The sequence below is a fragment of the Mycobacterium sp. 050272 genome, from assembly GCF_039023525.1.
Classification (GTDB): domain Bacteria; phylum Actinomycetota; class Actinomycetes; order Mycobacteriales; family Mycobacteriaceae; genus Mycobacterium.
Genome location: NZ_JBCHKV010000002.1, coordinates 336,251 through 348,934, shown reverse-complemented (window position 1 = coordinate 348,934; position 12,684 = coordinate 336,251). Strand labels below are relative to the sequence as shown.

Annotated in this window: 9 protein-coding genes and 1 pseudogene; 4 read left to right on the top strand and 6 right to left on the bottom strand. The window is 68.1% G+C overall.

Annotated features, from left to right (window positions below; translation table 11 throughout):
- Window positions 1-23: 23 nt before the first annotated feature.
- Window positions 24-1,235: an arginine deiminase gene (gene arcA, locus AAHS21_RS06390; protein WP_342926848.1), complete on the top strand. Its 1,212-nt coding sequence runs from the start codon at window positions 24-26 to the stop codon at window positions 1,233-1,235.
- A 52-nt stretch (window positions 1,236-1,287) separates the two neighbouring features.
- On the opposite strand, the pseudogene AAHS21_RS06385 reads toward arcA, so the two are convergent.
- A pseudogene (locus AAHS21_RS06385) lies at window positions 1,288-2,105 on the bottom strand (DUF559 domain-containing protein).
- A 138-nt stretch (window positions 2,106-2,243) separates the two neighbouring features.
- A complete protein-coding gene (locus tag AAHS21_RS06380; protein ID WP_342926847.1) occupies window positions 2,244-3,815 on the bottom strand; it encodes a dolichyl-phosphate-mannose--protein mannosyltransferase in 1,572 nt (523 codons plus the stop codon).
- Between the two features lie 24 nt (window positions 3,816-3,839).
- Here AAHS21_RS06380 and rsmI point away from each other — a divergent pair, with 24 nt between their 5' ends.
- Window positions 3,840-4,676 carry a 16S rRNA (cytidine(1402)-2'-O)-methyltransferase gene (rsmI, locus tag AAHS21_RS06375; RefSeq protein WP_342926846.1) on the top strand — a complete coding sequence of 279 codons (837 nt, stop codon included), beginning with the start codon at window positions 3,840-3,842 and terminating at the stop codon, window positions 4,674-4,676.
- A gap of 6 nt (window positions 4,677-4,682) precedes the next feature.
- On the opposite strand, the gene AAHS21_RS06370 is transcribed toward rsmI, so the two are convergent.
- From AAHS21_RS06370 to AAHS21_RS06355, 4 genes are all read right to left on the bottom strand, one after another.
- Window positions 4,683-5,936 carry an aminodeoxychorismate synthase component I gene (locus AAHS21_RS06370; RefSeq protein WP_342926845.1) on the bottom strand — a complete coding sequence of 418 codons (1,254 nt, stop codon included), beginning with the start codon at window positions 5,934-5,936 and terminating at the stop codon, window positions 4,683-4,685.
- Window positions 5,937-5,985: 49 nt separating this feature from the next.
- On the bottom strand, window positions 5,986-6,879 hold the full coding sequence (locus AAHS21_RS06365) for an RNA polymerase sigma-70 factor (RefSeq protein ID WP_342926844.1): 894 nt from the start codon (window positions 6,877-6,879) through the stop codon (window positions 5,986-5,988).
- Window positions 6,876-8,057: an FAD-dependent oxidoreductase gene (locus tag AAHS21_RS06360; RefSeq protein ID WP_342926843.1), complete on the bottom strand. Its 1,182-nt coding sequence runs from the start codon at window positions 8,055-8,057 to the stop codon at window positions 6,876-6,878. The genes AAHS21_RS06365 and AAHS21_RS06360 overlap by 4 nt, the downstream gene beginning before the upstream one ends.
- Window positions 8,058-8,181: 124 nt before the next feature.
- Window positions 8,182-8,976 carry an FkbM family methyltransferase gene (locus AAHS21_RS06355; RefSeq protein ID WP_342926842.1) on the bottom strand — a complete coding sequence of 265 codons (795 nt, stop codon included), beginning with the start codon at window positions 8,974-8,976 and terminating at the stop codon, window positions 8,182-8,184.
- A gap of 156 nt (window positions 8,977-9,132) precedes the next feature.
- On the opposite strand from AAHS21_RS06355, the gene AAHS21_RS06350 reads away from it, so the two are divergent.
- Together AAHS21_RS06350 and AAHS21_RS06345 are read left to right on the top strand one after the other, a co-directional pair.
- Window positions 9,133-10,689, top strand: coding sequence for a hypothetical protein (locus tag AAHS21_RS06350; protein ID WP_342926841.1), 1,557 nt, complete (start codon window positions 9,133-9,135; stop codon window positions 10,687-10,689).
- 133 nt (window positions 10,690-10,822) lie between these two features.
- Window positions 10,823-12,682, top strand: a complete 1,860-nt coding sequence (locus tag AAHS21_RS06345) for an EAL domain-containing protein (protein WP_342926840.1) — start codon at window positions 10,823-10,825, stop codon at window positions 12,680-12,682.
- Window positions 12,683-12,684 lie beyond the last annotated feature (2 nt).

The window sequence follows — 12,684 nt, the reverse complement described above, 5'->3', positions numbered from 1 at the left end:
TTCGGCGCGGCTACGGTTTAGCTGTGGGTGTTATTGAGCTCGGCACGAATTCCGAGGTAGGCGCGCTGCGGGTGGCGATCCTGCATCGTCCCGGCGCGGAGCTGCGGCGACTCAATCCACGCAACAACGACCAGCTGCTGTTCGACGGGTTGCCCTGGGTCGACCGCGCGCAGGACGAACACGACCAGTTCGCCGAGCTGCTGCGCTCGCGTGGGGTGGAAGTGTTGCTGCTGTCCGACCTGCTGACCGAGGCACTCAACCACAGCGGCGCCGCCCGCATGCAAGGCGTTGCCGCCGCCGTGGATGCGCGCCGACTGGGAGCGCCGCTGGCGCAAGAGCTTTCGGCCTACCTGCGTGGGCTGGACCCCGCCAGGTTGGCGCACATCCTGATGGCGGGTATGACGTTCAACGAGCTGCCGCCGGATACCCGAACCGACGTGTCGTTGGTGCTGCGCATGCATCAGGGCGCGGATTTCGTGATCGATCCCTTGCCGAACCTGGTGTTCACCCGGGACTCGTCGATCTGGATCGGCGCGCGAGTGGTGATCCCGTCGCTGGCGCTGCGGGCCCGGATCCGCGAGACGTCGTTGACCGACCTGATCTACGCTCATCACCCGCGGTTTACCGGGGTGCGCAAGGCGTACGAGTCGAGGTCCGCGCCCGTCGAGGGCGGCGACGTGCTGTTGCTATCTCCTGGCGTGGTCGCGGTAGGGGTGGGGGAGCGGACCACCCCGGCCGGGGCGGAAGCATTGGCGCGCAGTCTCTTCGATGACGAACTGGCCCACACCGTGCTGGCCGTGCCGATCGCGCAGCAGCGCGCACAGATGCACCTGGACACGGTGTGCACGATGGTCGACACCGACACGGTGGTGATGTACGCCAACGTCATCGACAAGCTGTCGGCATTCACGATCCAGCCGTCGCCGGATGGCGTGAACATCGGCGACGAGACGCCATTTCTGGAAGCCGCGGCCAGGGCGATGGGCATCGACAAGCTGCGCGTGATCGACACCGGCCTGGACCCCGTCGTCGCCGAACGCGAGCAGTGGGACGACGGCAACAACACGCTGGCGCTGGCGCCCGGCGTCGTCGTCGCCTACGAACGCAACGTGCAGACCAACACCCGGCTGCAAGACGCGGGCATCGAGGTGTTGGCGATCGCGGGGTCGGAATTGGGCACCGGACGCGGTGGTCCGCGGTGCATGTCCTGCCCGGTCGCCCGCGACGCCCTCTAGCTTGTGCGTCGAGATTGCGCCCATGGTCGCGGTCGGAGCGAAATCACAGCCGTCACGGCAATCTCGACGCAGCCCGGCGCGCGAGCGCGTCACGCGCCCGGTCAACGACGGTCGTCGGCCGGTCTTCGTTGACCACCCGGATCACGTGCCAACCGGCGCGTTGCACCATCTCGGCGCGACGGATGTCTTTGACGTACTGCCGTCGATCGCTGCGATGTTGGTCACCGTCGTATTCGACGGCCACCATCGGCTTTTCCCAACCCATGTCGAGGTATGGATGAGACGCCCGTCGGAGACTTTGAGCTGTATGGCCGGCGTTGGTAGTCCGGCGTCGATGAGGACGAGCCGCAACCAGCTTTCTTTGGGCGATTGCGCCCCGCCGTCCATCAGATATAGAGCCTCTCTGCACCTGCGCACACCCCTTGCACCCACGTAGCGGGTGATCAACGCCGCTGCGTCCGACGCGATGACACCGGTCGCAGCGGACAACGCGTCGAGATTGGCAACTGCGACGGCGCGTGGCAGATGTCGCGCCAGATCGAAAGCCGTCCGCGCGACACCGGTCACACGGAGGCCGTTCATTTCTACGATTTCGTCGGACTCGATCCGCTCGCGGCGAACGACGATCCCCGGCGGCGGATGGTTGAACGGCCCCAGGATTTCGACAGGCGCGAAATCGTCGACCCATTTGGCTCCGTGGACTGCGGCGGCTGCGCGACCGGCGATGATTCCCGAACGGCCTGACCACAACCAGGCCGCATAGATGTTGTGCCACAGAGACCTCCGGGCATCCTTCGCGAGGTACACATCACGATGGATTTGCCGGTAGTTCCAACGCAATTGACCGCGAGTCAGCTTGCCGCGCGCCATTGCTTCGCTTCCAAGAAAGACCCCCACCACGTCCTGATGATGCGGTGATCGACCGACATCTCAGCGAGATTGCTGCCAGGGTTGTGGATGACGCGAAATTGCAGCCATAGCGGCAATCTTGACGCACAAAACAGCAAATCAGCGCCAGCTGGGCAGCCAGATCTCCATGTCCCAGGTCTGCTGCGAGATGGGCATGCCGGTCAGCACCGGGAACAGCCAGGCGAAGTTGGTCACCACCAGGGCGACATAGCTGGACACCACGATCAGGCCCAGCGTCCGGCGCTCCGCGGTCTGGTTAGGAGGGCGATAGAGAATGTCCCCGCAGATCAGCGCGATGCCCATCGCCAGAAACGGCGCCATGGTCGCGGCGTAGAAGAAGTACATCTGCCGGTCGATGTCGGCGAACCACGGCAGCCACCCGGCGCAGTAGCCGACCAGGACGACGGCGTAACGCCAGTCCCGCCGGACGAACGCGCGCCAGCACGCATAGAGCAGTACCGGCACCGCCAGCCACCACATCGCGGGCGTGCCGACCAGCATCTCCGCCTTCACGCACGACTGCGCGCCGCAGCCGCCGACGTTCTGCTGATCGATCGCGTAGAGCACCGGCCGCAACGACATCGGCCAGCTCCACGGCTTGGATTCCCACGGGTGGTAGTTGCCCGCCGAATTCGTCAGGCCGGCATGGAATTCCAGCGCCTTCGCGCTGTAGTGCCACAACGAACGCAAGGCGTCGGGGAACGGGAAGGCGCTGTGCGGGCCGATCGTCTGGCCCACCTCGTGCCGCTCGATCGCGGTCTCGGACGCGAACCACGGCCCATAGCTGGCCAAGTACACCGCGATCGGGATCAGCCCCAGCGCGTATCCGGTGGGGACGAGGTCGCGCCACAGTGTCCCCAGCCAGGGCCGGTTCACCTGATATTGCCGGCGTGCGGCCACGTCGAACGCCAGCGACATCAAACCGAAGAAGACCACGAAGTAGAGGCCGGACCACTTTGTCCCGCAAGCCAATCCGAGCATGACGCCCGCCAGGAACCGCCACCAGCGCACCCCCAGGCGCGGGCCCCACTCGGTTGCGGTGTTGCGGCCTTCCAGCAGCGCGACGTGCATTCGCCGTCGCACCTCATCGCGGTCGACGATCAGTGCGCCGAACGCGGCGACCACGAAGAAGACGAGGATGCCGTCGAGCAGCGCGGTGCGGGAGGCGACGAAGGTGACCCCGTCGCAGATGCACAGCACCCCGGCGATCGCGCCCACCAGCGTCGAGCGGCTGATCCGGCGCACGATTCGCGTCACCAGCAGCACCAGCACGACGCCGAGCAGCGCGCCGGTGAATCGCCATCCCACGCCGTTGTAGCCGAAGATCGCCTCGCCGACCGCGATCAGTTGCTTGCCGACCGGCGGGTGGACCACGAGGCCGAACCCGGGGTTGTCCTCCACGCCGTGGTTGTGCAGCACCTGCCAGGCCTGCGGGGCGTAGTGCTTCTCGTCGAAGATCGGGGTTCCGGCATCGGTCGGCGAGCCCAGGTTCACGAATCGGCTGATCGTCGCCAGCAGGGTGATGATGCCGGTGACCACCCAGCCGCGGATGGTGTCGACCGGACCGAAATCCGCGACCGGGACCAACGGCCCCGGGCTGACGACGGGCACGGCGCGCTCCTGGACGGCGTCCTGCACGTGCACGGCGGCGTCGCTGGGCGGGGCGGTCATCAGCTCGATCGTAGGCTGTCCGTCATGCCCCACGGTCGCCTGTTGCTCGGTGCGACCCCGCTGGGCCAGCCGTCGGATGCCTCGCCGCGGCTGATCAAGGCGCTCGGCGAGGCCGATGTGGTGGCTGCCGAGGACACCCGGCGAGTGCGAACACTGGCCAAAGCGCTCGGCGTCGCGATCACCGGCAAGGTGGTCAGTATGTTCGATCAAGTCGAGGCCACCCGGGTGCCCGCGCTGATCGACGAGATCAAGGCCGGTGCGACGGTGCTGGTGGTCAGCGACGCCGGAATGCCGCTGATCAGCGACCCCGGCTACCGGATAGTCGCGGCGTGTGTGGACGCCGGTGTGCCGGTCACGTGCTTGCCCGGGCCGTCGGCGGTGACGACCGCGCTGGCCGTGTCGGGTCTGCCCTCGGAGAAGTTCTGCTTCGAGGGTTTCGCGCCACGCAAGAGCGGGGCGCGCAAGACCTGGCTGGCGTCGCTGGCCGACGAGCGGCGCACCTGCGTGTTTTTCGAGTCACCGCGCCGGCTGGCGGCGTGTCTGAGCGATGCCGTCGAGCAGCTCGGCGGTGCGCGTCCCGCCGCGATCTGCCGGGAGCTGACCAAGGTGCACGAGGAAGTGGTGCGAGGGACGCTGCAGGAGCTGGCGACCTGGGCGGGTGACGGCGTGCTCGGTGAGATCACCGTCGTGCTGGGTGGTGCGACGCCGGCCGCCGACGTGCCGTCGCTGGTGGCCCGGGTGCGCGAGCTCGTCGCCGACGGGGTTCGCGTCAAGGACGCCTGCAACGAGGTGGCCGCGGCGCATCCGGGCGTGCGCTCGCGACAGCTGTACGACGAGGTGCTCAGAGCGCGCCCGGACTAGCCCTGGCTAACCGACTCCTGCCGCGGCCGCGGTGCACGGCACCCCGACGACGGGAGCCGCCTTGTGCAGGCATTCCTCCCATTCGGCGTCGGGTTTGGAATCGGCGGTGATCCCGCCGCCGACGCCCAGCACCGCGGTACCGGCGTCGTCGAACTCCACGGTGCGGATCGCGACGTTGAGCTCACATCCCGCGATAGGCGATGCTAAACCGACTGTGCCGCAATATATCCCGCGACTATGCGGCTCCCACTGCGAAATCAGCTGGCGGGCCCGATGTTTGGGTGTGCCGGTAACCGAGGCGGGCGGGAAGGCGGCGTCCAGCAACGCCGACGTGGGCAGCTCGGCGGGCACCTGCGCCGACACCGTCGACACCAGGTGCCACACACCCGGCGCGCGCCGCACCACCAGCAGCTCGGGCACCTTGACGGTGCCGGTGACCGCCACCCGGCCCAGGTCGTTGCGAACCAGGTCCACGATCATGATGTTCTCGGCCACCTCTTTAGGTGAGGCGCGCAGCGCCGACGGCCAGGCGTCCAGCGGCAGCGTCCCCTTGATCGGGCTCGACAACACGGCGTTGCCGTGGCGGCGCAGAAACAGCTCGGGCGACAGCGACGCCACCGCACCCCAGGGGCCGGCCAGGTAGGCCGCGCGGGCCGGCGACGTGCGCGCGACGCCGTCGACGAAGAAGTCCAGTGAGGACCCGGTGACGGTCCCGGCAAACCGTGTGCACACACACGCCTGATAGACCTCGCCCGCGCGAATCGCTTCCAGGCACGCCAGCACCGCGCAGCGGTGCGTCTCGCGGTCGGCCACGTCCCAGTCGATCCGGCAGTCACGCGCCGGCCCCGGGGTCGCGGCGAGCGCGGCGGTCAGCCAGTGCGGCATCGCCGCCCCGGACAGGCTCTCGTACCACCACCGCCCGTCGCGGTCGCGGCGCAACACGCAGTCGGTCCAGCCACCGGCGGCCTCGGGGATCCGATGCGGGCGCCCATCGGCACCGGCGTCCGGATAGGACAGGTAGCCGACCCAGCCACCGCCCACCGCGGGCGACTCGTCGGCCTGCGAGCTCAGCGCAACCGCGAAGGCGTCCGCCGGAGCCACCGGCCGCACCGCCAGGCTCGGCGCGATCACCGCCAGCGCGCCGAACCACTCGCCGGTCAGCGCCGCAGGCGGCGGCAGCCCCAGCCGCCGGGCGGCATCCCCGATCGCGCGCAGCACACCGGGTGCCCCGCCGAGGTTGCCGAGCCGGTCAATCCGCACGGTCCTAGCTTGACAGAAGGTGAATTTTCCCGCCCCGGACCGCCGCGGCTCAGCCGCGGCTGATGTCGCGGGCGGTCGCCACCGCGGCCAGTTTGTCGGGGTTGCGCATTACGTAGAAGTTGGTGATCAAGCCGTCGGCGATCTCCAGGGTGATCACGCCCTCGAGTTGGTCGCCGAGGTACAGCAGCACCGCCGGGGCGCTGTTGCACGTCACCATTTCCGCACGCAGCACGGCCGCGGCCTTGCGCATCAGCCCGGCGACAGCGCGGGCCACCCGGTCGGCCCCGACGACGGGCCGTCGGGCCGCGGACACCTTGCCGCCGCTGTCGGCCATCCAGGTGGCGTCCGGCGCCAGCATCGCCATCAGCCCGTCCACGTCGCCACTGGCCGCGGTGGCCAGGAACTGCGCGGTGATCTCGGCGTTGCGTTGCGGGTCAGCGTCGAAGCGCTTGCGCCGTGCCCGCACGTGCTCGCGGGCCCGGTGCGCCACCTGGCGGACCGTCGGCGCCGGTTTGCCCACCGCTTCGGCGATCTCGCCGTAGTCGAACCCGAACACCTCGCGCAGCACGAACACCGCCCGCTCGTCCGGGCTCAGCGTCTCCAGCAGCACCAACATGGCCATCGAAACCGATTCCGCCAGAACGACATCGGTCGACGGGTCCTGGTCGTCGAGCAGCAACGGCTCGGGCAGCCACGGCCCGACGTACTCCTCGCGGCGGCGGGCGCCGGCCCGCAACGTGTTGAGCGCCTGGCGAGTCACCAGCGCAGCCAGATACGACCTGGTGTCGTGCACGGTTGACAAGTCGACGTCCGCCCACCGCAGATAACTGTCCTGCAGTACGTCGTCGGACTCGGTGGCCGAGCCGAGGATTTCGTAGGCGATGGTGAACAGCAGCGGGCGCAGCAGCGTGAACCGTTCCGCGTGCTCGCCGGTCGCGATCATTTGATCGCGACCTGCTCGTCGGCCGATTGCCCGGGCGCGTGGGAAGGCCGATTACCGCCCTTGAGCCAGAAGTACGCACCCGGTTTGGCGGCCTCGCGCCGGATGGCCCACAGCGTGCTCTGACAGATTCGTTCCTTGATCGCGGCGGTGGTTCGGCCGCCCAGGGCCAGGTTCACCGGGGTGTCGTCGGTGCGTGCGAACTGCAGCGTGCCGCGCGAGCGGCCGATGCTGATGCACTGGCCGACGAACGCCTGGTTGAGCGCCGTGGGGGTGTCGCCGGCGATCCGGGCCAGCACCGTCTCGGCGGCCTGGGCGCCCAACGGCTCGGCGGCCTGGCAGCTCATCCGCAGCGGCCGGCCCGAGGGCGCGGCGGCGTCGCCGGCGGCAACGATGCGGGCGTCGTCGACGCTGGTCAACGTCTCGTCGGTGAGCAGCCGCCCCAGCTCGTCGGTGCGCAGGCCGCTGCGGGCGGCCAGATCCGGCACGGCGAACCCGGCCGTCCACACCGTCGCCGCGCTGGGCAGCACCGCGCCGTCGCTGAGCACCACGCCGTCCCAGCGAACCTCGCTCACGGCGACGGATTCGCAGATGGTGACCTCGAGCTGGCCCAGCTGCTTGGCCACCGAGCGCCGGCCCCGCTTGCTCAGCGACGCCCCCAGCGTGCCACCGCAGATCAGGGTCACCGGGCGGCCCTGCTCGGCCAGCTCGGAAGCCGTCTCGATGCCGGTCAACCCGCCGCCGACCACGGTGACCGCAGCATTGCGCGGCAGGTCGGCCAGCGCGTAGCGCAGCCGCTGTGCGCTTTCCAGGTCGCAGATCGAGTGGGCGAACTCGGCGGCACCGGGCGTCGCGGGCACCGCGCCCGTGCTGCCGACGGCATAGATCAGGTAGTCGTAATCCAGCGCGGTGCCAGACGTCAGCTCCAGGCGACGGGCAACAGTGTCGATCCGCTCCACGGCGTCGACGACCAACTGGATTCCGTCGCCCAGCAGCGACCCGTAGTCGGCTGTCGCGGTGCCGGTGTCGGCGACCAGCTGATGCAAGCGAATTCGCTCGACGAAGACCGGGCGGGGATTCACCAGCGTGATCTCGAGGTCCGGCCGCTGGCGCAGGCGATTGGCGGCCAGGGTGCCGGCGTATCCACCGCCGACGATGACGACACGAGTGAGGTTGGTCATTGCTGTCTCCCTAATTCTCGTTCGGAGTTGTGCCCTGGAGACACCGCAGAGCCGCGGGACGTGACAATTCGGCCGTCGATTGTGAGCTGTATCACCGAAGAGGGCGGGGGGACCGGGCGGTGGCTCAGTGTCCTTCGGGAAGGAAGGTGAAGTTGTTCACGTAAACACCACGTGTGGCCCGGCCGTCCTCGCTGCCGCCGAGGCTCGCCGGGTTCTGGTGGTGGGTCGGGTCGAATTCAGTTATCGGCCGTTGCGCGCCACCGAGGTCGAAGTAACCCGAGTAGCCGAGTCCAGCCAGCAATTCGGTGATCTCGGCGACGGCATTGAGGTGATGGCGTTCTTCGGCCTCCACCACAATCACTGGTTGGTTGCGCGCGAGGGTGTCCATAGCGCCGCGCAGTACGGCCAGTTCGTGGCCCTCGACGTCAATCTTGATCAGGCCAATGCCGTCCAAGTGCAGATCGTCGAGGCGCTTGACGGGCACGTCGATGCTCTGGACGGCACGGCCGTCCACGTCGTTCAGGGCGTTGTCGGTATCGATTGTGCTGCGGCCTGGTTCGGACTCGACCACGCGCATGGTCGTCACACCCGGTTTGTCCGACAGCGCCACGGCTTTCACCTCGACCGGGGCGCCGACCGCGTCAAACATCGCTGCCAGATCGTGGGCCTGCGCCGGACGTGGTTCGAAGGCGATCACCGACCGCGAGGTGGCGAGCATCGCTATCGTGAACTCGCCCACATCGGCCCCGATGTCCAACGAGACGCGGTTGGGGTCGCACAGCGACGCGACGAGCTGCACGTCAGCGCGCGCCTCGCCCAAATGCTGCAGGATGCGGTACTTTCGCCGCCAGAACAGGTGTGGGGTGACAGCCTTCGCGACCGGGACGAGCCAACGTTTGGCCGTGCGTGCGACGGGCATTCCTTGAGTCTCCAGCCACGGTGTTTCTGACGATCGCCAGCAAGTTGTCAGCAGCCGACAGCCTAGTCGAACGCCGGCGTGCTTAGCGCCCGCTCTGGCGATGATGGGCGGAGCCGCCGCTCACGCCGGGGCGCGCGTCCCTCTAGCATCGCAACGATGGTCCGGACACTGAGGCGATGCGCGGCGGCTGTGGGCGTCTGCGCGGTACTGGTGTTGAGCGGCTGCGGCGGTCACAACAGCCCCGGGCCGCTGTCGGCCATGGTCAGCCCGGCCATCCCGCCCAGCGTTGCTGATATCCCGAACCCGCTGCGCGGCCAGTACGAAGACTTGATGAATCCGCTTTTCCCGCAAGGCAATCCCGCCCAGCAGCGCTACCCGGCGTGGCCGGCGTCCTACGACGCCAGCATGCAGATCTCGTGGCGGCAATTGCAGCCCAGCGATCCGGCCACGCTGCCGCCCGACGCACCCGATGACCGCAGATTCGACTTCAGCGCGATCGACGACGCGCTGAACAAGCTGGCCAGCCGCAACATGCGGCTCGCCCTGCGCGTCTACGCCTACAGTCCCGATCCGAACGGCACTGGCATCGCCGTTCCCGAATGGGCGCGGCCACTGACCACCAGCTACCCGCCGCCGCCGAACAGCCCCGGGGTGCCGCAAGTGGTGCCGAACTGGGACAACCCGCACTATCTCGACGCATTCGGACAGCTGGTGGCCGCGCTGGGCCGCCGCTATGACGGCGACGAGCGGCTGGCCGTCTTCGAATTCTCCGGATACAACCAGTTTCGGGACCAGGGCATCGGCGGCGCGTCGATCCGCCGGCTGGTCACGGCGAATGTCAACGCCTTCGGTCACACGCAATTAGTGGTGGCGCCGCAGAACGCGGAGATCGTGCGCGAACTGCTCTCCGACGACGTCACCAAGAAGCTGTCCGCCCCGGTCGGCATCCGCTCGGATTGCCTCGGTGTCGCATCCCCGTTGCCCGCCTGGGCCGAGTCCGGCGACTCACAGTACGTCCGAAACAACGATGCGGTCGTCAACGCGATCAAGCAGCGGCTGCGCTCGGCGCCGGTGATCACCGAATGGTGTTCCCTGCCCGGTGGGGCCGACTCGAAGGGCTACTACGAGAAGGGTCTGCACGACGTCGTCAAATACCACGTGTCGATGACGTCGAGCGCGAACTTCCCGGACCGGGATTCGACATCGGCGATGGAGCCCAAGCTGTATGCGTTGTGGGCGCAGGCCAATGCCGCTGCCGGATACCGGTATTCCGTCGAGGCAAAGCCGGGATCGCAATCGATTCAAGGCAGGGTCGCGGCCATCTCGGTGGAGTGGACGAACTACGGCGCGGCGGCCGCGACCGAGCAGTGGGCGCCCAACTACAAGCTGGTCGATTACACCGGTGCGGTGGTTCGCACCCTGCCCGCCACGGTCAACCTGAAGACATTGGTGCACGACGATTCCAGCTCGTCCCGCGAGGAGGCGGTGCCGGCGTCGTTCACCGAGACCGTGCACGTCGACCTGTCCGGGTTGGCGCCCGGGCACTACACGCTGCGTGCCGCGGTGGACTGGCAACAACACAAACCGGGCGCCTCGCACGTGGTCAACTACGTGCCGATGGCGCTGGCTCGCGACGGACGCGACGGCTCCGGGTTGTACCCGATTGCGACCCTTGACATCCCGCGCGACAACACCAGCGCGACCAACGGTTGACACCGCCCGCGACGCAGTGCGTAAGCCCGGAGCAAATGCGTCGTGCATGATACGGTTGTCTAACTAATCCGTTCCGTGACCTGCTCAAATCTGGCCGCTCGGCCGGGACATGCGCCCCATATCGGAGGTCTCCATGCCGCGCAGCCTGGACCTGGTCGTAGCCTCGGTCGCCACCGCGCTGATGGAGGCCACGGCGGCCACGGCGACCGAGGTGAGCCAAAAAGTCCTCGCGCGGCTGGTCGAGCAATTCAGCCTGGACGCCAGTTTCCTGCGGCACCGCGACGAGTTGTCACGCGCCTCGGTGCTGGTCGCGGAGTCCCCGCTGCGCGCCGAGGTCGCGGATCCGGGCGCGACGGCCGTCGTCTCCTACAGCGACGCCGAGCCCCTGCTCGCCGAGTGTGAGCAGGGCAGGAAGCCGGTGCTGATATCGGGCGGTCGGCGTTCGCGGTGGCGCTGGCTGACGCGGCCCGAACAACCCAGCGCGCCCTCGGTGGCGGCCGCGCCGCTGGTGTCGGGCGAGGTGACAACCGGCGTGCTCGGGTTCGTCAGGTCCGGCGACCGCAAGTGGAAGCAAACCGAGATCAACACGCTCGAGGCGGTCGCCGCCTTGTTCGCCCAGCTGCAAGCGCGCCTTGCCGCCGAGGAGAAGCTTCGCTATCTGGCCGAGCACGACGACCTGACCGGCCTGTACAACCGAAGGGCGCTGGTCGCGCACTTGTCCGAACGGCTTGCCGCTGGAAAGCCGGGGCCCGTCGCGGTGCTGTATCTCGACCTCGATCGGCTCAAGCCGATCAACGACTATCTGGGCCACACCGCCGGTGACTGGTTCATCAGAGTGTTCGCGCAACGCATCCAGGTGTGTGCCGGCAGCCAGGCCATGATCGCCCGGCTCGGTGGTGACGAGTTCGTCGTCGTGCCTGAGCAGTCGATGTCACCGGAGACCGCGGAGTCGTTCGCCCGCCGGCTGTCGAAGATGCTCTGCGAGCGGCTGGCCATCGGCGGTCACATGATCAGCCGCACCGTCAGCATCGGGCTGGCCGTCGGCATGCCGGAGCGTGACAACTGCACCGCCCTGCTGCGCCGTGCCGACGAGGCCGTGCTGACCGCCAAGCGCGCCGGCGGCAACCAGATCGCGGTGTTCACCGACGACATGTCGCTCAAAAGCGCCTTCCGTAACGACATCGAGCTGCATCTGCAGGGCGACATCGGCAGCGAAGCGCTACTGCTGCACTACCTGCCCGAGGTCGACTTGTGGACCGGCGCGGTGGTGGCCGCCGAGGCGCTGGTCCGCTGGCGGCACCCGATCTGGGGGATGCTGCTGCCGGACTCGTTCATCGGCGTCGCCGAATCGACCAACCTGGCCGGCGAGCTGGGCCGCTGGGTGATGCGATCCGCGTGCGCGGAATTCGGCCGGTGGCGCGCCAACGGTGTGGGGCTGGGTGCCACCCTGCGGATCAATGTCTCGCCCATGCAGCTGATCACCCGCGGCTTCGTGCGCAGCGTCGCCGAAACGATCGACGAGTTTGGCATCGACGCCGGATCGTTGTGCCTGGAGATCACCGAGCGCGCCGTCGTGCACGACATCGAAGCGACCTTCGATACCCTCGCGGAGCTCAAAGAGGTCGGGGTGCAGTTGGCGATCGACGACTTCGGTACCGGCTATGCGGTGCTGTCACACCTCAAGCAGCTGCCGGTCGACATGCTCAAGATCGATGCCGGGTTCGTGCGCGACCTGGGGACCAACGCCGGCGACCTGGCCATCGTTCGCGCCATCATCGGGCTCGCCGAGGCGTTCGGTTTGCAAGTAGTCGCCGAGGGAGTCGAGACACCCGCTGCCGCACTGACTTTGATGCAGCACGGGTGTCACCGCGCGCAAGGGTTCCTGTTGTCCAGACCCGTCCCCGGCGATGCGATGGAGGCATTGTTCTCGGCGCGCTGGATGCCGATGCCGTTCCTGGCCGACCGTGAGGCCTTGTCGCAGGGCGCAATCTAATT